At 70.1% G+C, this 19,525-nt stretch carries 18 protein-coding genes; 10 read left to right on the top strand and 8 right to left on the bottom strand.

Features of this window, described 5'->3' with window-relative positions; genetic code table 11:
* Nucleotides 1-411, top strand: a complete 411-nt coding sequence (locus E4191_RS01315; RefSeq protein WP_228461437.1) for an NUDIX hydrolase — start codon at nt 1-3, stop codon at nt 409-411.
* On the opposite strand, the gene E4191_RS01310 is transcribed toward E4191_RS01315, so the two are convergent.
* Nucleotides 383-1,096 carry a DUF998 domain-containing protein gene (locus E4191_RS01310; protein WP_135311804.1) on the bottom strand — a complete coding sequence of 238 codons (714 nt, stop codon included), beginning with the start codon at nt 1,094-1,096 and terminating at the stop codon, nt 383-385. The genes E4191_RS01315 and E4191_RS01310 overlap by 29 nt on opposite strands.
* Before the next feature lie 101 nt (nt 1,097-1,197).
* Entirely contained in the window at nt 1,198-1,878 is a 681-nt protein-coding gene (gene pyrF, locus E4191_RS01305; RefSeq protein WP_135311803.1) for an orotidine-5'-phosphate decarboxylase, read from the bottom strand.
* A gap of 157 nt (nt 1,879-2,035) precedes the next feature.
* Between pyrF and clpB the strand changes: the two genes are divergently transcribed.
* On the top strand, nt 2,036-4,672 hold the full coding sequence (gene clpB, locus E4191_RS01300; protein ID WP_135311802.1) for an ATP-dependent chaperone ClpB: 2,637 nt from the start codon (nt 2,036-2,038) through the stop codon (nt 4,670-4,672).
* Between the two features lie 46 nt (nt 4,673-4,718).
* Here clpB and mtnN read toward each other — a convergent pair whose 3' ends face one another.
* A complete protein-coding gene (gene mtnN / locus E4191_RS01295) occupies nt 4,719-5,627 on the bottom strand; it encodes a 5'-methylthioadenosine/S-adenosylhomocysteine nucleosidase (protein WP_135311801.1) in 909 nt (302 codons plus the stop codon).
* 146 nt (nt 5,628-5,773) lie between these two features.
* Here mtnN and E4191_RS01290 point away from each other — a divergent pair, with 146 nt between their 5' ends.
* The 3 genes from E4191_RS01290 (at nt 5,774) to msrA (ending at nt 7,755) form a co-directional block, all read left to right on the top strand.
* Nucleotides 5,774-6,742 (top strand): NAD(P)H-dependent flavin oxidoreductase, encoded by a 969-nt coding sequence (locus E4191_RS01290; RefSeq protein ID WP_135311800.1) that lies wholly within the window; start codon nt 5,774-5,776, stop codon nt 6,740-6,742.
* A 64-nt stretch (nt 6,743-6,806) separates the two neighbouring features.
* Nucleotides 6,807-7,256, top strand: a complete 450-nt coding sequence (msrB, locus tag E4191_RS01285; protein ID WP_135311799.1) for a peptide-methionine (R)-S-oxide reductase MsrB — start codon at nt 6,807-6,809, stop codon at nt 7,254-7,256.
* Complete coding sequence (msrA, locus tag E4191_RS01280) at nt 7,249-7,755, top strand: peptide-methionine (S)-S-oxide reductase MsrA (RefSeq protein ID WP_135311798.1); 507 nt, start codon at nt 7,249-7,251, stop codon at nt 7,753-7,755. The genes msrB and msrA overlap by 8 nt, the downstream gene beginning before the upstream one ends.
* A gap of 51 nt (nt 7,756-7,806) precedes the next feature.
* On the opposite strand, the gene E4191_RS01275 is transcribed toward msrA, so the two are convergent.
* The 4 genes from E4191_RS01275 to kynU form a co-directional block, all read right to left on the bottom strand.
* The gene (locus E4191_RS01275; RefSeq protein ID WP_135311797.1) at nt 7,807-10,866 is read right to left on the bottom strand and encodes an efflux RND transporter permease subunit; all 3,060 of its coding nucleotides are present in this window, start codon (nt 10,864-10,866) and stop codon (nt 7,807-7,809) included.
* The gene (locus E4191_RS01270; RefSeq protein WP_135311796.1) at nt 10,863-11,963 is read right to left on the bottom strand and encodes an efflux RND transporter periplasmic adaptor subunit; all 1,101 of its coding nucleotides are present in this window, start codon (nt 11,961-11,963) and stop codon (nt 10,863-10,865) included. Before E4191_RS01270 ends, E4191_RS01275 begins: the two co-directional genes overlap by 4 nt.
* On the bottom strand, nt 11,960-13,030 hold the full coding sequence (locus E4191_RS01265) for an efflux RND transporter periplasmic adaptor subunit (RefSeq protein WP_135311795.1): 1,071 nt from the start codon (nt 13,028-13,030) through the stop codon (nt 11,960-11,962). Before E4191_RS01265 ends, E4191_RS01270 begins: the two co-directional genes overlap by 4 nt.
* 70 nt (nt 13,031-13,100) lie before the next feature.
* Nucleotides 13,101-14,288, bottom strand: a complete 1,188-nt coding sequence (gene kynU / locus E4191_RS01260) for a kynureninase (RefSeq protein WP_135311794.1) — start codon at nt 14,286-14,288, stop codon at nt 13,101-13,103.
* 61 nt (nt 14,289-14,349) lie between these two features.
* Between kynU and E4191_RS01255 the strand changes: the two genes are divergently transcribed.
* Nucleotides 14,350-15,144 carry an alpha/beta hydrolase gene (locus E4191_RS01255; protein ID WP_135311793.1) on the top strand — a complete coding sequence of 265 codons (795 nt, stop codon included), beginning with the start codon at nt 14,350-14,352 and terminating at the stop codon, nt 15,142-15,144.
* Here the strand turns inward: E4191_RS01255 and E4191_RS01250 are convergent.
* Nucleotides 15,132-15,983 (bottom strand): aldo/keto reductase, encoded by an 852-nt coding sequence (locus E4191_RS01250; RefSeq protein ID WP_228461435.1) that lies wholly within the window; start codon nt 15,981-15,983, stop codon nt 15,132-15,134. The two genes, E4191_RS01255 and E4191_RS01250, sit on opposite strands and share 13 nt — an antisense overlap.
* A 233-nt stretch (nt 15,984-16,216) precedes the next feature.
* On the opposite strand from E4191_RS01250, the gene E4191_RS01245 reads away from it, so the two are divergent.
* From E4191_RS01245 to bluB, 4 genes are all read left to right on the top strand, one after another.
* Nucleotides 16,217-16,957 (top strand): YetF domain-containing protein, encoded by a 741-nt coding sequence (locus E4191_RS01245; protein ID WP_135311792.1) that lies wholly within the window; start codon nt 16,217-16,219, stop codon nt 16,955-16,957.
* 3 nt (nt 16,958-16,960) lie between these two features.
* Nucleotides 16,961-17,293 (top strand): hypothetical protein, encoded by a 333-nt coding sequence (locus E4191_RS01240; protein WP_135311791.1) that lies wholly within the window; start codon nt 16,961-16,963, stop codon nt 17,291-17,293.
* A gap of 226 nt (nt 17,294-17,519) precedes the next feature.
* On the top strand, nt 17,520-18,788 hold the full coding sequence (locus tag E4191_RS01235) for a lytic murein transglycosylase (protein WP_135311790.1): 1,269 nt from the start codon (nt 17,520-17,522) through the stop codon (nt 18,786-18,788).
* A complete protein-coding gene (gene bluB / locus E4191_RS01230) occupies nt 18,785-19,471 on the top strand; it encodes a 5,6-dimethylbenzimidazole synthase (protein ID WP_135311789.1) in 687 nt (228 codons plus the stop codon). Before E4191_RS01235 ends, bluB begins: the two co-directional genes overlap by 4 nt.
* Nucleotides 19,472-19,525 lie beyond the last annotated feature (54 nt).

The raw sequence follows: 19,525 nt of genomic DNA, 5'->3' as shown, positions 1-19,525 counted from the left end.
GTGGACTTTCACGGCGCCAAGCTGCTGCTGACCCGGGACGGGCGGATGCTGACCTATCTGCGCGACGACCGCGCGGGCCTGCCCTTCCCCGGCCATTGGGACCTGCCCGGCGGCGGCCGCGAGGGGTCCGAGACGCCCCTGGACTGCGCGCTGCGCGAACTGCACGAGGAATTCGGCCTGCGCCTGCCCCCCGACCGCCTGCGGGGCCGGACCTTTCCGTCCCATGCCGCGCCGCCGATGATCTCGTGGCTGTTCGCGGGCACCCTGACGGCGGCCGAGATTGCGGCGATCCGCTTTGGCGACGAGGGGCAGCACTGGCGGATGATGCCCGTCGCGGAGTATCTGGCCCATCCCCGCGCCGTGCCGTATTTCTGCGCCTGGATCAGGGCGAGCTGGCCTGCACCGCCATGACGCGGCGCACCAGCGGGCGCAGGCTGTCGCCCTTGACCGCCCAGCTGGTGGCGAAGGCGAAGCTGGCCGCCGTCTCCAGCCAGAAGACCGGGCGCAGCGGCGCCAGCACCTGATCCAGCCCGGTCGCGAACAGCAGCCCGATGGTCCCGATGCTGCCGATGATCGTCCAGCCGCAGACCCGATAGATCCGGTTCGAGGCGCGCTTTTCCGGCCCGTCCTCGACCCCCTTCACGAACAGCACCAGGCAGAACACCGCCAGCGCCCCGAAGAACAGCCCCGCCGCAAGGGTGTGGATCAGCGCCGACGGCCCCGCGCCCAGCAGGCATTGCAGCGCGGTGCAGGGGGACGGGGGCCCAGTGGTCGGCAGCAGCGCCACCAGCGCGACCGACAGGGCGGCCAGCCGCGCCATGCGCTTGTCGGTAATGATCTCGCCCGCGTCGGGGCGGAACCCCTCATAGCTCCACAGGAACACCGCCTGCGCGATCAGGGTGCCCACGAAGATCTCGCGCATGGGGGAATGGTAATAGGCCGACAGGCTGGTCCGCAGCCCGCCCGGCTCGACCAGCGAGGCCGCCAGCAGCGCCAGCGGCAGGAAGAAGCCAAGCGCCCCGATCGCTCGCCGCACGGACAGGAAGGACAGGACCAGCTCGTTCTGGGCTTTCTGCCGAATGCCGTCGCCCGCCATTTCCGCCCCCTTGCCATGCCAGGCGATGGTGGCCCGGGGGCGGGCATCCGGTCAATGCGGTTCCCGCCCGGGCGGGGCTTGCAGCAAGCAGATCAGACCGTTCAGACCATTTGCGACAGGATCGACTGCGCCGCCGCGCGCGGGTCGGCGGCCTGCCAGATCGGGCGGCCCACCACGATGTGATCGGCCCCCGCCGCCAGCGCGTCGCCCGGCGTCTCGACCCGCTTCTGGTCGCCGCGTGCCGCGCCCACCGGCCGCACCCCCGGCGTCACGATCAGCCGCGACCCCGGCAGGGCGCGAATCGCCGCGGCCTCCTGCGGGGAACAGATGACGCCGTCGGCGCCCGCCTCATAGGCCCGGGCGGCGCGTTCGACGGTGATCTCGTGCAGATCGCCCGCCCGGATCATCCCCGCATCCATGTCGGCGCGGTCCAGCGAGGTCAGGACGGTGACCGCCAGGATCTTCATGTCCGACCCTGCCGCACCCTGCATCGCGGCGGCCACGACATGCGGATCGCCATGCACGGTCAGGAAATCCAGCTCGAACTGCGCCAGGCCCCGCACGGCGGCCTCGACGGTGGCGCCGATGTCGAACAGCTTCATGTCCAGGAAGATGCGCTTGCCATGCTCCTGCTTCAGCTCGTTGGCCAACCCCAGGCCGCCGCCGGTCAGCATGCCCAGCCCGATCTTGTAGAAGCCCACGGCGTCGCCCAGCTGCTCGGCCAGCTTCAGCCCCGCCAGCGCGTTCGGCACATCCAGCGCCACGATCAGCCGGTCATCCATCCTGCATCCCCTTTTGCGTGATGCGCGCCTTATGGCACGGGGGCGGGACGCTTGAAAGCGTCGCCACTGCCCCCCAAATCAGCACAAGACCCGGACCCGGGCGTGCCGCATCAGGGCGTCTGACAGACCGGGGGCTTTTGACAAAGGAGAATGCCCGATGAACATGGAGAAGTTCACGGAACGGTCGCGCGGCTTCCTGCAATCGGCCCAGACCATCGCGATCCGCGAGAACCAGCAGCGCGTCATGCCCGAGCATCTGCTGAAAGCCCTGATGGACGACGACCAGGGGCTGGCCAGCAACCTGATCACCCGCGCGGGCGGCGACGCCAAGCGCGTGCGCGACGCGGTCGACCAGGCCGTGGCCCGGCTGCCCAAGGTCTCGGGCACCGGCAGCGGTCAGGTCTATGTCGACCCGACCCTGGTCCGCGTGCTGGACGAGGCGGAGACCGTCGCCAAGAAATCCGGCGACAGTTTCGTGCCGGCCGAGCGCGTGCTGATGGCGCTGGCGCTGGTCAACACCCATGCCCGCGACGCGCTGACGGCGGGCGCGGTGAACGCGCAGGCGCTCAATGCCGCCATCTCGGACATCCGCAAGGGCCGCACCGCCGACACGGCCTCGGCCGAGGACAGCTACGAGGCGCTGGAGAAATACGCCCGCGACCTGACGCAGGCCGCCCGCGACGGCAAGATCGACCCGATCATCGGCCGCGACGAGGAGATCCGCCGCGCCATGCAGGTCCTGTCGCGCCGCACCAAGAACAACCCCGTGCTGATCGGCGAACCCGGCGTCGGCAAGACCGCCATCGCCGAGGGGCTGGCGCTCCGCATCATCGACGGCGACGTGCCGGAATCCCTGCGCAACAAGCGGCTGATGGCGCTGGACATGGGCGCCCTGATCGCGGGCGCCAAATATCGCGGCGACTTCGAGGAGCGGCTGAAATCCATCCTGAAGGAGATCGAGACCGCCGCCGGCGAGATCATCCTCTTCATCGACGAGATGCATGTTCTGGTCGGCGCGGGCAAGGGCGACGGCGCCATGGATGCCGCCAACCTCATCAAGCCCGCGCTTGCGCGCGGAGAGCTGCACTGCGTCGGCGCCACCACGCTGGACGAATACCGCAAGTATATCGAGAAGGACGCCGCCCTGGCCCGCCGCTTCCAGCCCGTGCTGGTCGAGGAGCCGACCGTCGAGGATACGATCAGCATCCTGCGCGGCATCAAGGAGAAATACGAGCTGCATCACGGCGTGCGCATCAGCGATGCCGCACTGGTCGCGGCGGCGACCCTGTCGCATCGCTACATCACCGACCGCTTCCTGCCCGACAAGGCCATCGACCTGATGGACGAGGCCGCCTCGCGCCTGCGGATGGAGGTCGACAGCAAGCCCGAGGAACTGGATCAGCTGGACCGCCAGATCCTGCAATTGCAGATCGAGGCCGAGGCGCTGAAGAAGGAAGACGACACCGCAAGCCGCGACCGGCTGGAGCGTTTGGAGAAGGATCTGTCCGGCCTGCAGGAGCGCAGCGCCGAGATGACTGCCCGCTGGCAGGCCGAACGCGACCAGTTGCAGGGGTCCAGAAACCTCAAGGAACAGCTGGAACGCGCCCGCGCCGATCTGGAACAGGCCAAGCGAGAGGGCAACCTGGCCCGCGCGGGTGAACTGTCCTATGGCGTAATCCCCGGTCTGGAAAAGCAGTTGGCCGAATCCGAGACCGGCGACGGGCGGATGGTGGAAGAGGCCGTGCGCCCCGAACAGATCGCCGAGGTGGTGGAACGCTGGACCGGCATCCCGACCAGCAAGATGCTGGAAGGCCAGCGCGACAAGCTGCTGAAGATGGAGGAACAGATCGGCAAGCGCGTCATCGGTCAGGCCGAGGCGGTCACCGCCGTCTCCAATGCCGTGCGCCGCGCGCGGGCGGGGCTGAACGACGAGAACCGCCCCCTGGGCTCGTTCCTGTTCCTGGGCCCCACCGGCGTCGGCAAGACCGAACTGACCAAGGCGCTGGCCGAATACATGTTCGACGATGATTCAGCGATGGTCCGCATCGACATGTCCGAGTTCATGGAAAAACATTCCGTGGCCCGGCTGATCGGCGCCCCTCCGGGCTATGTCGGCTATGACGAGGGGGGCGTGCTGACCGAGGCCGTCCGCCGCCGCCCCTATCAGGTGATCCTGTTCGACGAGGTCGAGAAGGCGCATCCGGATGTCTTCAACGTGCTCTTGCAGGTGCTGGACGATGGCGTCCTGACCGACGGTCAGGGCCGGACGGTGGATTTCAAGCAGACGCTGATCATCCTGACCTCGAACCTCGGCAGCCAGGCCCTGTCGCATCTGCCCGAGGAGGCCGACGCCTCGGACGCCCGCCATCAGGTGATGGAGGCGGTGCGCGGCCATTTCCGGCCCGAGTTCCTGAACCGCCTGGACGAGATCATCATCTTCCGCAGGCTCTCGCGGACGAACATGGACGGGATCGTCAAGGTGCAGATGGGCCGGCTGGAACGGCGGCTGGCGGCGCGCAAGATCGTGCTGGACGTGGACGATGCCGCGCGCATGTGGCTGGGCGATCAGGGCTATGACCCGGTCTTCGGCGCCCGCCCGCTGAAACGCGTGATCCAGCGCGCGCTGCAGGATCCTCTGGCGGAGCTGCTGCTGTCCGGCGAGGTGCTGGACGGCGCGACGGTCAAGGTCAGCGCCAGCCCCGACGGGCTGCTGGTCGGCAACCGCGTGGGCCAGGCCGGCCCCCGCCTCGGCGCCATCGGCGAGGGACCGCGCCCGACCGTGCCGGTTCACTGAGCCCCTCTGGAGCAAGAGGCCCCGGAGCGATCCGGGGCCTTTTCGGTCAGGGCATCTCGGCCAGGAAGGCCTTGACCAGCGTGGCCGAGTTCTCGGAGGCCAGCGACATGAAGACGCCCATCTCGTTCTCGCCCTCGCCGCCGCCCGCCAGGTCCGACAGCGACCGGAAGGCGATGAACGGCACCTGATTGGCCCAGGCCACCTGCGCGACGGCGGCCGATTCCATGTCCACCACCTGCGCCTCGAAGGTGCCCGCCAGCCAGTCGCGCAGCTGCGCGTTGTCCATGAAGGACGACCCCGACACGCCGTTCCCGCCGACGCGGATCTGCGGCGGCTCGGTCAGGCAGGCGTTATCCGCGTTGCAGGCGGCCAGGTCGGTCTCCTCGGCCACGCGGCCCGCGACCTCCAGCAGGGCCGGATCGGCGGGGAACCAGAACCGCCGCTCGGGCGCGCCGCGATCCGAGGCGACGGTCGTCTCGCGGGTAAAGATCATCCCCTCGTTCGCAAAGGGCGAGTCCAGAAAGCCCGGCAGCTCGAACGCCTCGCCCACCTGCCGCGCCATGACCGTCTCCAGCCACTGGCCCCATTCGGCGGCCACCACCACGTCGCCGATGTTCAGCGAGGGATCGACGCCGCCCGCGATGCCGGAAAAGACGATCGCCTCGATGTCGAACCGCTCCAGCGCCATCTGCGTGGTCATCGCGGCATTCACCATCGACACGCCCGACAGGAACAGCACCACCTCCTGCCCCGACAGGGTGCCGGTGATGAATTCGGTGCCGTTGATGGTCTGCGTCTCGGCCCCCTCCAGATCGGCCTGCAGACTGATCCATTCCGGCTCGAAGGCGGACATGACCGCGATGCGCCCGGTCTGGTCATGGGGGGTCTGGTCATCCGGGCTGTGGGCGGCCAGCGGCGCGGCACTCAGCAGCAGGGCAAGGGCGGGACGGATCATGGGGCGGGCCTTTCACGATGTGCAATTTCCGCCCCCGGCTTAGGCCGCCCCACCTGCGATGGCCAGAGCCCGCACCCTGTCGCCGCGTCACGGCTTGCCCACTGCCCAAACGCGCGGCATCGTGGCCGCACTCAAGGGAGGACCCCATGCTGCCACTGATCCTGCAGAACCTGCGCATCCCCGTCATCGCCTCGCCCATGTTCATCGTCTCGGGCCCAGATCTGGTCATCGCGCAATGCAAGGCGGGCATCGTCGGCAGCTTTCCCGCGCTGAACGCCCGCGAGAAGGACGGCGAACCGTGCCTGCTGGACGCCTGGCTGACCCGGATCGAGGAGGAGCTGGACCGCCACAACCAAGCGAACCCCGACCACCCGGCGGCGCCCTTCGCCGTGAACCAGATCGTGCATCGCAGCAATGCCCGGCTGGAGCGCGACATCGAGATCTGCCACCGCCACAAGGTGCCGATCTGGATCACCTCGCTTGGCGCGCGGGTCGAGGTGAACCAGGCCGCCCATGACTGCGGCGGCATCGCGCTGCATGACGTGATCAACAATGTCTTCGCGAAAAAGGCCGTCGAGAAGGGCGCCGACGGGCTGATCGCGGTGGCCGCCGGCGCTGGCGGCCATGCCGGCCCGCAATCGCCCTTCGCGCTGATCCAGGAGATCCGCGACTGGTTCGACGGTCCGCTGCTGCTGTCGGGCTCCATCGCCACGGGCCGCGCGGTGCTGGCGGCGCAGGTGATGGGAGCGGATCTGGCCTATATCGGCAGCCCCTTCATCGCCACGACCGAGGCCCAGGCCGAGCCCGCCTACAAGCAGATGATCGTCGACAGCGGGGCGGGCGACATCGTCACCTCGTCGCTGTTTACCGGGGTGTCGGGCAACTATCTGGCGCCCTCGATCCGCAAGGCAGGCTTGGACCCGGACGCGCTGGAGGGCGCGGATGCCAGCGCGATGAACTTTGCCGACGGGTCCAGCAAGCCCAAGGCCTGGAGCACGATCTGGGGCGCGGGCCAGGGGATCGGCGCGGTCCGCGACATCATGCCCGCCGCCGCCCGCATCGACCGGCTTGCGGCGGAATATCACGCCGCGCGGGACGCGGTTTCGCGATCCTGACCTTTGCGGATCGGCCCTCCGCTTCCCATATAGAGGGCGGACGGCACCATTCCCGGAGGACAGAGTGGCCTATCAGAAAACCCAGGATGCGATCGACCGGCTGACCCCGGACCAGTATCGCGTCACGCAGGAGAACGGCACCGAACGGGCCTTCACCGGCGAATACGACCATCATTTCGACGCCGGCATCTATGTAGACATTGTCTCGGGCGAGCCGCTGTTCGTCAGTTCGACGAAATACAACTCGGGCTGCGGCTGGCCGGCCTTCACCAAGCCCATCGCGGACAACGTGACCGAGCATCGCGATGTCAGCCACGGCATGGTCCGGATCGAGGTCCGCTCGAAGCACGGCGACAGCCATCTGGGCCATGTCTTCCCCGACGGTCCGCAGGACCAGGGGGGCCTGCGCTACTGCATCAACTCGGCCTCGCTGCGCTTCGTGCCCAAGGACCGGATGGAGGCCGAGGGCTATGGCGACTATCTGACCCAGGTCGAGGAGGCCCATCATGACTGAGCGCGCAATCCTGGCCGGCGGCTGCTTCTGGGGCATGCAGGACCTGATCCGGCGCCTGCCCGGCGTCGTGTCGACCCGCGTCGGCTATTCCGGCGGCGACATCCCCAACGCCACCTATCGCAACCACGGCACCCATGCCGAGGCCATCGAGATCACCTTCGATCCCGACCTGATGAGCTATCGCCGGCTGCTGGAGTTCTTCTTCCAGATCCACGATCCCAGCACGCCGAACCGCCAGGGCAACGACATCGGCCCGGGCTATCGGTCCGGGATCTACTATGCCGACGAGGCCCAGAAGCAGGTGGCCCTGGACACGATCGCGGATGTGGACGCCTCGGGCATCTGGCCCGGCCGCGTCGTCACCGAACTGGCGCCCGCCGGCGATTTCTGGGAGGCCGAGCCCGAGCACCAGGATTACCTGGAACGCTTTCCCAACGGCTATACCTGCCACTTCCCCCGGCCCGATTGGGTCCTGCCGAAGCGCGCGGCAGCGGAATAGATCGCAAGGACCGGGGGGCTTCGCGCCCCCCGGACCCCCTGCGGGATATTTTCATGAAGAAGAAGGCGTTTCGGGTTTCGGGGGGCTGACGCGGAAGACGGCGCAGTAGAGCGCGGGGACGAAGACCAGCGTGATCAGCGTGCCGGCGACGATGCCGCCCATCATGGCGAAGGCCATCGGGCCCCAGAAGACCTGCCGCGAGATCGGGATCAGCGCCAGCGAGGCGGCCGCCGCCGTCAGCAGGATCGGGCGGGCACGGCTGTCCGAGGCCTCGAACACCGCCTGCCACTGCGTCCGGCCCTTGTGCAGCAGCTCCTGGATCTCGTGCACCAGGATGACCGAGTTGCGGATCAGGATGCCGATCAGCGCCAGGATCCCCAGGATCGCCACGAAGCCCAAAGGCACGCCGAAGGGCACCAGCACCGCGACCACGCCGATCAGCCCCAGGGGGGCGGCGGCGAAGACGACCAGCGCCACGCGGAACCCCTGCATCTGCGCCATCACCAGCACCGCCATTATCAGCAGCATCACCGGCACCACCGCCGCGATCGGCGCCTGGCTGTCGGCCGAGCTTTCGACCGAGCCGCCGACCTCGACCCGCACCTCGGCGGGCAGGCCGGCCTGATACTCGGCCACCCGCCCGGCCAGCGCCGTCACCAGCGTCGCGGGCTGGTCGATGGTGGCGATGGCCGCCTTGACGGTCACCGTGGGCAGCCCGTTCCTCTGCAGGATCAGCGGCTGCTCGGAGCCGTATTCCAGCGTCACCAGCGCCGAGAGGGGCACGTTCGGCCCCTCCGTCAGGTTCAGCTGCAGGTTGCGGATCGAGGCCAGGGACTGCCGGTCGGTCGCCGCCCCCCGCGCCACCACGTCGATCAGGAAGATGTCGTCGCGCAGCTGCGTGACGCCCGCCCCGCTGAACAGCGCCGACAGCGCCTGCGCGATGTCGCCGCTGGTCACGCCCAGCCTGCGGGCCTGGTCCTGGTCGACGACCAGCCGCACCATGCGCGCGGGCTCGTTCCAGTCCAGCGCGATGTCGCGCAGGCGCGGCTCGGTCGCCAGCACGCTGGCCAGACCCCGCGCCGCATCGCGGGCCGCATCGGCATCGGGCGCGGTCACGCGATACTGCACGGGCTTGCCCACCGGCGGTCCGATCTCGAGGTTCTTGACATAGATGTCGGTGCCGGCGAATTCCTCGGCGGCCAGCAGGTTCAGCTGCGCCTTGACGCGGTCGCGCGCGGCCAGGTCCGGGGTCTGGATGACGATCTGGCCCATATGCGGCCCCGCCGTCGGCACGTCCATCGACAGCACGAAGCGCGGCGCCCCCGACCCCACATAGGAGGTCCAGAACAGCACGTCGTCATTGTCCGAAAGGCTGGCCTCCAGCCGGTCCATGTCGGCGCGGGTGCGCCCGATCGAGACGTTCTGGCGTCCGGTGATGTCGACCAGCACCTCGGTCCGGTCCGAGGTCGGGAAGAACTGCTGTTCGACGAAGCGCATCCCCCAGACCGAGGTCGCGAAGATCGCCAGCGTCACCGCGATGGTCAGCCACTTCCAGCGCATCGCGCCCCGCAGCAGCCGATGGAACCCGCGCCGCAGCCGCCCCGGCCCCTTGGCGTGATGGCCCATGTCGGCGCGCAGGAAGGTCACGCCCAGCAGCGGCGCGAACAGCACCGCCACGATCCAGGACACGACCAGCGACACCGCGATCACCACGAACAGCGAGAAGGTGAACTCGCCTGCCGCCGAGCTGTTCAGCCCGATCGGGATGAAGCCCGCCACCGTGACCAGCGTGCCCGTCAGCATCGGGAAGGCGATCGAGGTCCAGGCATAGCTGGCCGCATCGGTCAGGCTTTCGCCGATCTCGAGCCGCGAGATCATCGTCTCGATGGCGATCATCGCGTCGTCGACCAACAGGCCCAGGGCGATGATCAGCGCGCCGAGCGAGATCCGCTGCAGGGTGATGCCGTAGAGATCCAGGATCACGAAGGTGATGGCGAGGCACAGCGGGATGGTCAGCGTCACCACCAGCCCGGCGCGCAGGCCCAGGCTGATAAAGCTGACGACCAGCACGATCGCCACGGCCTCTGCCAGGGCGGTGACGAAATGGCCCACCGCCTCCTCGACCACATGGGGCTGGTCGGCGATCTTGGCCATCTCGATGCCGATGGGCAGGTCGGCGGCGATGCGGTCCATCAGCGCCTCCAGCTCGGCGCCGAAATCCAGGATGTTGTCGCCCTGCCGCATGCCGATCTGCAGCCCGATGGCCGGCTGGCCGTTGTAGCGAAACAGCGACGAGGGCGGATCCTGATAGCCGCGCGTGACCGTCGCCACGTCGCCCAGGTTGAAGAAGCGCTGGCCCACGCGCAGGTTCACCGCCTCGATCGCGTCGGCGGTGTCGAACTGCCCGCCCACCCGCACCAGGATGCGTTCGGGCCCCGCCTCGATCACGCCCGAGGGGGCAATGGCGTTCTGCTGGGCCAGCGTGGCGATCACCTGCGCCTGGTTCAGCCCCAGGGCCGCCAGCCGGGCGACCGAGAATTCCAGGAAGATCTGCTCGTCCTGCACGCCCAGCAGCTCGGTCTTGCCGGCGGCGTCCAGCGCCGCGACCTGGCGGCGGATCGCCTCGACCCGGTCGCGCAGCTCACGCGGGGTGAAGCCGTCGCTGGTGAAGGCATAGATGTTGCCGAACACGTCGCCGAAATTGTCGTTGAACTGGAAGCCCGCGAATTCCTGCGGGAAATCCGGGCGGATGTCGCCCATCATCTCGCGCACGCGCTTCCAGACCTCGGGGACGGCGGGGCCGCGGATGGTGGGGTCCAGCTCCACATAGACCACCGCCTGCCCCGGCATGGTGACCGAGCGGGTGAAGTCCAGCTCGTCCAGCTCCTCCAGCTTGGTCTCGATCCGGGTGGTGACCTGCTTGAGCGTCTCGTCGATGGTGGCGCCGGGCAGAGCCGCGCCGATGATCATCGTCTTGATGGTGAAGTCGGGATCCTCCTCGCGCCCGAGGTTCAGATAGCTGATCGTGCCCGCGATCATCGACACGATCAGCAGGAACCAGACAAAGCTGCGATGCTTCAGCGCCCAGTCCGACAGGTTGAATTTCGTCACGGCTCCAGCCTCCGGCCGACTTGCTGGCCGGGGGCCAGGGATGAGACGCCGCGAATGACGATCTCGTCGCCGGTCCGCAAGCCCGAGGTGACGGACACGCGGCCCCGGAAGGGCGCGGCGGCCTCGACCGGGACCGGTTCGACATGCGCCATCTCGCCGTCTCGGGTGACGCGCCAGACGGCGCTGCCATCGTCGGTCGTGACCAGCGCCTCGGCGGGCAGCGACAGCGAGGGCGCGTCGCGCGTGCCAAAGCGCACCCGCACCAGCGCGCCCAGCCGGAAGGGCGCGTCGGGCGGCAGGGTCAGGTACAGCCGCCGGGTACGCGTGGCGCTGTCGGCGATGGGATCGATGCGGTCCAGCGTGGCCGGGATCTGCGTGTCGGGATCGTTGCGGTGCCAGACGGTGAAGCCCGCCCCGGTCTCCAGCCCCAGAAGCGCCGGCTCGGGCAGGTCGATGACCACCTCGGGCGTATCCTCGGCCGACAGCTGCAGGACCGGCGCCCCGGCCCCCACCACCGCGCCCGGCGCCTCATAGATGGCGCTGATCACCCCGTCGAAGGGGGCGGTCATCCGGGCGAAGCCCTCGGCATCCTCGGCCTGCGCCAGTTCCGACCGCGCCTGTTCCACCGCCGCTTGCGCCGCGCTGGCGGCCTGCTGCGCCTGTTCCAGCTGCGCATTCGAGGCGACGTTGCGCTCGGCCAGCGCCTGCGTGCGCTCCAGCGTGGCGCGGGCGGTGCGGTCGGCCACCTCGGCGGTGTCCAAGGCCGCGCGGGCGGCGCGGGTGCTGGCCACCAGATCGTCGGTCGACAGCTGCGCCAGCAGCTGGCCCTGCGCGACCTTGTCGCCCAGATCGGCGGGGCGGGCGATCATCCGCCCCAACGCCTGGAAGCCCAGCTGCACCTGGCTGCGCGCCTCGACGATGCCCGGGATGCCCCGCGCCTCGGTGTCGCGGTCGGCCAGGATCACGCTGACCACCGGGCGCGGCGGCCCGGGAGTTTCTTCGGCATGCAGGCCGAAATCCAGCCAGTCGGGCAGGCCAAGCGCCGCCCCCGGGCCCGAGGCCACCGACAGCAGCGCCGCCAGGACCAGCACCCTCACGGCGCCACCCCGGCCGCCTGCACGCGGCGCCCCGGGTAAAGCAGCTGCGAGCCGTCCCCCACCACGCGCTGCCCCTCGGCCAGCCCCTCGGCCACATAGATCGTGCCATCCCCGAAATGCGCGATCCGCACCGGGGTCAGCGCCACGCGGTCCTCCGCGTCCACCGTCCAGACCGCCGATCCGTGGCCCTGCCGCATCAGCGCGGTCCAAGGCACGACCACCCCGTCATCGCGCGCCACCTGCAGATGCCCGCGCACCGAGGCGCCCAGCAGCCCCGTCGCCTGCGCCTGCGTCTCGATGCGCGCGCGCACCGTGACGGTCCCCGTCTCGGGATCGACCAGAGGAGAGACCTCGGTCACCGTCCCGGTCATGTCGGGGCGGTCGATGTCCAGCGTCTCCAGCCGGATCCGGCGGCCCGGGATCTCGCGCAGGGCGGGATCGTCGGCCGCCTGGAACACCGCCTCCAGCCCCGACAGCGCCGCCAGCTCGATCACGGGCTGGGCGGCGGCCACGACCTGCCCCGGCGTCACGGATTTCGCGGTCACCACCGCCTCGGCAGGCGCGCGCAGCACCGCGTCGTCCAGTGCGCGGCGGGCCTGCTCGACGGCGGTCTCGGCGCGCTCCTGCGCGCCCACGGCCTGGGACAGCGCCTGTTCGGCCTGATCCGCCGCCGCCCGCGTGCCCACGCCGCGCGTCAGCAGCGCATCGGCGCGGTCGCGCGCCTGGCGCGCCTGCTCGGCCCCGGCGCGCGCGGCGGCCAGCCCGGCCTCGGCCACGTTCAGCGCCTGATCCTGCTGCACCGCGTTCAGCCGGGCCAGCGCCTGCCCCGCCGCCACCCGGTCGCCCTCGGCCACCAGCACCTCGGTCACGCGCCCGCCCTGGCGAAAGCCCAGATCCAGCGTGTCCACGGCCTCGATCTGGCCGGACAGCTGCACGTCGAGGGCAAGGGGTTCGGTCCGGGCGATCACGATCTGCACGCGCAGGTCGGGGATGTCCTGGGCCCGGGCCCCGGGCGCCAACGCCGACAGGACCGCCAGGCACAGGCCCGCGGAAGACAGCTTGAACATCCCGGGGACCCTCCGACTCGGTACCCCCGATATGTCATCCCTTTCGCGGGGGTTGAAAAGCCCCCTGACTTCAGGTCACCGCTGCCTTGCGGTGATAATCGTCATGATCCCAGCTGCCATCGCGCAAGATTCGGGCAAGAATCGAAACCGCTCGGTTCACATCTTCCAGATCGTTGTAGAGCGGCGCGAAGCCGAAGCGCAGCACGTCGGGCGCGCGAAAGTCGCCCACGACCCCGGCGGCGATCAGCGCCTGCATCACCGCAAAGCCCTGCGGGTGGCAAAACCCCACCTGTGATCCGCGCCGCGCGGGATCGCGCGGGCTGTTCAGGACCAGTCCTTGGCATTCGGCCTCGACGCCCGCGATGAAGGCCTGCGTCAGTTCGATCGAGCGCGCGCGCAGGTCGCTCAGCGACACCCCCTCCCAGACATCCAGCGCGGCCTCCAGCGCGGTCATGGCGATGACCGGGGGCGTGCCCACCCGCATCCGCTCGATCCCCGGGGCGGGGCGGTACTCGGGGTCGAAGGCGAAGGGGGCGGCATGGCCCATCCAGCCCTGCAGGATCGGCTGCGCATCGTCCGCATGGCGCGGATGGGTCCAGATGAAGGCCGGCGCGCCGGGCCCGCCATTGAGATACTTGTAGGTGCAGCCCACCGCGAAATCCGCATCCGCCCCGGTCAGGTCCACGTCCACCGCCCCCGCCGAATGCGCCAGATCCCAGATGGCCAGCGCCCCGGCCGCATGCGCCCGCGCGGTCAGCGCCGCCATGTCGTGCAGCCGCCCGGTGCGGTAATCCACCTCGGTCAGCATCATCACGGCCACGCTGTCGTCCAGCGCGGCCTCGACCTCCTCGGGGGCCACGACGCGCAGGGTCGCGCCCATCGCCCGCGCCAGCCCCTGCGCCACGTACAGGTCCGAAGGGAAGTTGCCGCTGTCCGACAGGATCACCCGCCGGTCGGGCCGCAGCGCCAGCGCCGCGCTCAGCGCCTGGAAGACCTTGATGGACAGCGTGTCGCCCATCACCACCTCGCCCGGGCCCGCCCCGATCAGCCGCGCCACGCGGTCGCCCACATGCCGGGGCTGGGCATACCAGCCGGCCTTGTTCCAGCCGCCGATCAGCATCTCGGACCATTCCGCGGCCATCATCCCGGCCACCCGGCCCTGGGCCGCGACCGGCATGGGACCCAGGGAATTGCCGTCCAGATAGGTGACGCCCCGGGGCAGGTGAAAGGCGGCGCGGGTCTTGATAAAATCGGACATTTTAGGCTCCCTCTTGACCTGACGCTAGCAGCGCGCTTGGCTGCCGGAAAGAGGGGCCGCCATGCTGTACCAGATCACCGATTGGGACGACGCCTACGCCAATGGCGCCCATATCCCCGAGGCCGAGGCCTTCCTGCCGCGCTGGACCGCGGCGGCGGCGGCCTTCCGCGCCGCCCACCGCCCGCTGCCCCTGGGGCGCGGCCACCTGTTCCTGCCGGCCAGCACGCCCAAGGGGCTGCTGGTCTTCGTCCATGGCGGCTACTGGATGCGCTTCGATCCCAGCACCTGGTCGCATCTGGCGGCGGGCGCGATCGCCCTGGGCTGGGCCTGCGCGATCCCCGCCTATCGCCTGGCGCCCCGCGTCCGGATCGCGCAGATGACCTCGGACATCGCGCGCGCCGTGGCCAAGGCCGCCTTCAACGTCGCGGGCCCGGTGGTGCTGACCGGCCATTCCGCCGGCGGCCACCTCGCCGCCCGCATGGTCTGCGAGGGGGTGCTGCCCGACCGCCTGGCGGCACGGATCACGGCCTGCGTGCCCATCTCGCCGCTGAGCGACCTGCGCCCGCTGCTGCGCACCGCGATGAACCAGAAGCTGCGCCTGGATCCCGAGGAGGCGCTTTCCGAAAGCCCGGCGCTGCTGACGCCGCGCATGGGCATCCCCGTCACCACCTGGGTCGGCGCGGCCGAACGGCCTGAATTCATCCGCCAAGCCCGGCTTCTGGCCGATGCCTGGGCGGGGCTGGGGGTGGCCACCGAATGCGTCATCGCCCCGGGCCGCCACCATTTCGACGTGATCGACGGGCTGACCGACCCGGCCAGCCCGCTGATGCGCCGCCTGCTGGATCACAAGGACTGACGGTAATCGAAGGTGTCGGGATCGGGCCCGGTGCGATGGCCCCGGTCCAGCGCGTCGATGGCCGCCATCTCGTCCTCGGTCAGCCGGATGTCCAGCGCGGCGAGGTTCTCGGCCAGCCGCTCGGGGTTCTCGGATTTCGGAATGACCGACAGCCCGTGCTGAATATGCCAGCGCAGGATCACCTGCGCCGGGCTGCAGCCGATCCGCGCTGCCGCCCCGGTCACCGCAGGCGCCGCGAAGCTGTCGCCCCGCCCCAGGGGCGTCCAGCTCTGCGTGACCACGCCCAATTTCGCATTCACCGCCCGCAGCGGCGCCTGCGTCAGCGAGGGATGCAGCTCGATCTGGTTCAGCGCCGGCACGACCCCGGTCTCGTCGATCAGCCGCGCCAGATGCGCCTCGTGGAAGTTCGCCACCCCGATCGAGCGCACGCGCCCCTCGTCGCGCAGCCGGATCAGCGCCCGCCAGGTGTCGACATAGGCGTCCATCAGGGGCAGCGGCCAGTGGATCAGGTACAGGTCCAGATGGTCCAGCCCGACCCGCGCCATCGTCGCGTCGAAGGCCCGCAGCGCCGCGTCATGGCCCTGCGCGTCGTTCCACAGCTTCGAGGTGACGAAGACCTCGTCCCGTGCCACGTCGCTGTCGCGGATCCCCTGCCCCAGCCCGCGCTCGTTGCCATAGGCCGCCGCGCCGTCGATCAGCCGATAGCCCAGCTCCAGCGCCCGCGCGACCACCCCTGGCGTCGCCTCGTCGGAAATCTGCCAGATCCCGGTGCCCATCTGCGGCATCCGGCGACCATCGTTCAATGTCATCATCGGTTGGGTCATCATCGGTTGGGTCATCACGACCTCCCTGTTCCTGCCCGCCCCCAACGCCCCACGGGCCCCCCGGTTCACCCCGCCCCCGACCCCCCTCCCGCCCCCGCCCTTTCATCTTGGCCCAAATATCCCGGGGGGAGTCCGCAGGACGGGGGGCAGCGCCCCCCTCCTCGCCCCCCCTGACCCACGACCGCCCCCCGGCGGAACCCCGCCCCCGCCCTGCCGTTGAGCGGCGCATTCCCCAGCCCGAGGCGCCCATGGACCAGCCGGTCATCCCCTTCGATCTCGCCCGCATGTTCATCGGCGACCACCCGCCCCTCTTCTATGCCGAGATCCTGGTCCGCACGCTCCTGATCTACGTCTACGCGCTCCTGATGATCCGCTGGATCGGCGGGCGCGGCGTGGCGCAGCTGTCCATGGTCGAGTTCCTGCTGGTCATCGCGCTCGGCTCGGCGGTGGGCGACGCGATGTTCTATCCCGACGTGCCGATCCTGGCGGCGATGGCGGTCATCACCATCGTGGTGCTGGTCAACAAGATCCTCGACCGGCTGATCGTGCGCTTCGACCGCGCCAAGGACCTGATCGACGGGCGCCCGATCATGCTGGTCCGCGACGGCACCATCCTGCACGACGGCGCCACGCAGCGCGACCTGGGCCTGGCCGAGATCAAGGCGATGCTGCGCCTGGCCGGCATTGCCAATCTGGGCGAGGTGCGCGCCGCCTATCTCGAGGCCGGCGGCGGGCTCTCGGTCTTCCGCCGCAGCGAGGCCGCCCCCGGCCTGTCGCTCCTGCCCCCCGCCCATCTGATCAATGGCGGCCCCGAACCCGACAAGGCGCTTGCGATGGACGGCCGGACATGCTGTTCCCAATGCGGCGCCGAGGCCCCGACCCGGGCCGATCCGGCCCCCTGCCCCCGCTGCGGAAGCCGCGACTGGCAGGCCCCCGAATGGCCCGAGGGCGCGCCGCGCACCGAAGGCAGTGCAAAGCCGATGGAGTGACGCATGAAGGTCTACACGCTGGTCGTCGAACTGGGCCGTCGCACGGGCGACGGCCTGCCCAAGGGCGCCACCGGGGCGGGCCTCGTCTGCTATGCCGCCGGCCATGACGAGGGCGAGGCCGTGCGCGAGACGGTGGCCATCCTCAAGCAGGCCGACATGGCGCCCCTGGACGTCTCGGGCTACGGCACGCTGGACGAGCGGCTGGCCGAGGGCCACGAGATCGACGAGACCGAACGCGCCCTGATGGACCGCGCGCTGGCCGAGAACTCGGTCATCATCGCGCAGATGGTGCCGTGGTTCGGCGGCGAGGCCGATCCGGATTCGCTGATGAACTGACCGGCGAGCATGGCGCGCGCGTGGTCGGACGCGCAGGGGGGCGCTGCCCCCCGTCCCGTTCCGGGACTCCCCCCGGGATATTTGTGCCAAGATGAAACGCGACGGCCGCGCCTGTCGCGGCCTATCCAAGTCCGATCCGTTCGGCTAGGGTTGTGTCAATCAACCAGTCCGGGCGCTTGCGACCCGGCATCAAGAAACCACGGCAGTCACGAACAGGCATTTCCCCATGAGCATTTCCCGCATCTTCCTGTCCACCACCCTGATCGGCGCGCTGGCGGCCTGCGCCTCGCCCATGTCGCGGATGCCCTCCGGCATGCCCGTCGCGCCGCAGGCCTCGGTGACCCCCACCCCGATCCCCGCCGCATCGCCGGGCGACGAGGCCGGGCTGCAGACCTTCGTCCAGCAGTTCCGCCCCCGCGCGCTGTCCTCGGGCATCTCGGCTTCGACCTATGACCGCGCCATGGCCCTGGCCCGCTACAACCCCGAGGTGATCCGTCTGGACCGCCGCCAGGCCGAGTTCTCGCGCCCGGTCTGGCTGTACCTGGACAGCGCCGTGTCCGATGTCCGCATCACCACCGGCCGCCAGAAGCTGGCGCAGCTGAACCCGACCCTGGCCCGGATCGAGGCGCAATACGGCGTCCCGCGCGAGGTCGTGCTGGCGGTCTGGGGCATGGAATCCAACTTCGGCGCCAATCGCGGCCGGATGCAGATCATCCCCTCGCTGACGACGCTGGCCTATGACGGCCGCCGCGGAGAGTTCTTCCAGAGCCAGCTGATCGCCGCCCTGCAGATCCTGCAGGCGGGCGACACCGACCCGGCCAACATGCTGGGCAGCTGGGCCGGCGCGATGGGCCACACGCAGTTCATGCCGACCTCCTATCTGGAATATGCCGTCGACTTCACCGGCGACGGCCGCCGCGACATCTGGTCCGAGGATCCGACGGATTCGCTGGCCTCGACCGCCGCCTATCTGGCCCGCAGCGGCTGGCAGCGCGGCGCGCCCTGGGGGGCCGAGGTGCAGCTGCCTTCGAACTTCAACATGAGCCTGATCGGGAAAGGCACCCGCCGCTCGGCCAGCGACTGGTCGGCGCAGGGCGTGCGGACCATGGGCGGCGGCGGGCTGCCCGGCGGGTCGGGCTCGATCATCATGCCCGCCGGCGCGCGCGGCCCGGCCTTCTTCATCAGCGACAACTTCCGCGCCATCCTGCGCTACAACAACTCGGACAACTACGCGCTCGGCGTGGCCTATCTGGCCGAACGCATCGCGGGCCGGTCCGGCATCCAGGGGGCCTGGCCGCGCAACGACCGCGCCCTGTCGACCGGCGAGCGCGAGGAGATCCAGCGCCGCCTGGCGCAGCGCGGGCTGTATCAGGGCGAGATCGACGGCCTCTTCGGCTCGGCCACGATGGAGTCGGTCCAGGCCTTCCAGCGCTCGATCGGCGTGGCGCCCGACGGCTACCCGACCTCGATCCTGCTGGACCAGCTGCGCCGGTGACCGACGCGGCCGACGGCCTCGCCCCGGCGGGGCCGTTCCCGCCGGCCGACCGGGCGGCGGTCTATCGCGCGATCCGCGAGCGCCGCGACGTGCGCGGCCAGTTCCGCCCCGATCCGATCGATCCGGCCACCCTGCGCCGCCTGCTGCAGGCCGCGCATGACGCGCCCTCGGTCGGGCTGTCGCAGCCGTGGAACTTCATCCTGCTGCGCGACCCGGCCCTGCGGGCCCGCCTGCATGCCGCCTTCCAGACCGCCAATGCCGAAGCCGCGGCCCGCTTCCCCGACCGCGCCGCGCTCTATTCCGCGCTCAAGCTGGAGGGGATCCTGCAGGCGCCCCTGAACCTCTGCATCACCTGCGACCGTAGCCGGGGCGGAGACCATGTCCTGGGCCGCACCCACGACCCGGCCACCGATCTCTACTCCACCGCCTGCGCCGCGCAGAACCTGGCGCTGGCCGCCCGGGCCGAGGGCATCGGCGTGGGCTGGGTCAGCATCTTCCGCCAGGACGACCTGCGCCGCATCCTGCGCCTGCCCGACCACGTGGTGCCGGTGGCCTATCTCTGCCTCGGCCATGTCACCGAACTCTACCGCCAGCCCGAACTGCAGGCGCGGGGCTGGGCCAAGCGCCTGCCCCTCGAAGACCTGATCCTTGAGGACGGCTGGAAGACCCCGCCCCCCGCCTGATTTCATCTTGGCGAAAATATCCCGGGGGAGTCCGACAGGACGGGGGCAGCGCCC

Source organism: Paracoccus liaowanqingii (assembly GCF_004683865.2).
GTDB lineage: Bacteria > Pseudomonadota > Alphaproteobacteria > Rhodobacterales > Rhodobacteraceae > Paracoccus > Paracoccus liaowanqingii.
This window is presented reverse-complemented; position numbering and strand designations above follow the sequence as displayed.

Coding starts and splice junctions, on each gene's coding strand:
- pyrF (WP_135311803.1), bottom strand. CDS start 1,878: ATGGATGACCGGCTGATCGTGGCGCTGGATGTGCCGAACGCGCTGGCG.
- E4191_RS01245 (WP_135311792.1), top strand. CDS start 16,217: ATGGACCAGCCGGTCATCCCCTTCGATCTCGCCCGCATGTTCATCGGC.
- msrA (WP_135311798.1), top strand. CDS start 7,249: ATGACTGAGCGCGCAATCCTGGCCGGCGGCTGCTTCTGGGGCATGCAG.
- E4191_RS01240 (WP_135311791.1), top strand. CDS start 16,961: ATGAAGGTCTACACGCTGGTCGTCGAACTGGGCCGTCGCACGGGCGAC.
- E4191_RS01235 (WP_135311790.1), top strand. CDS start 17,520: ATGAGCATTTCCCGCATCTTCCTGTCCACCACCCTGATCGGCGCGCTG.
- E4191_RS01290 (WP_135311800.1), top strand. CDS start 5,774: ATGCTGCCACTGATCCTGCAGAACCTGCGCATCCCCGTCATCGCCTCG.
- E4191_RS01265 (WP_135311795.1), bottom strand. CDS start 13,030: ATGTTCAAGCTGTCTTCCGCGGGCCTGTGCCTGGCGGTCCTGTCGGCG.
- mtnN (WP_135311801.1), bottom strand. CDS start 5,627: ATGATCCGTCCCGCCCTTGCCCTGCTGCTGAGTGCCGCGCCGCTGGCC.
- clpB (WP_135311802.1), top strand. CDS start 2,036: ATGAACATGGAGAAGTTCACGGAACGGTCGCGCGGCTTCCTGCAATCG.
- kynU (WP_135311794.1), bottom strand. CDS start 14,288: ATGTCCGATTTTATCAAGACCCGCGCCGCCTTTCACCTGCCCCGGGGC.
- E4191_RS01310 (WP_135311804.1), bottom strand. CDS start 1,096: ATGGCGGGCGACGGCATTCGGCAGAAAGCCCAGAACGAGCTGGTCCTG.
- E4191_RS01250 (WP_228461435.1), bottom strand. CDS start 15,983: ATGACCCAACCGATGATGACCCAACCGATGATGACATTGAACGATGGT.
- E4191_RS01255 (WP_135311793.1), top strand. CDS start 14,350: ATGCTGTACCAGATCACCGATTGGGACGACGCCTACGCCAATGGCGCC.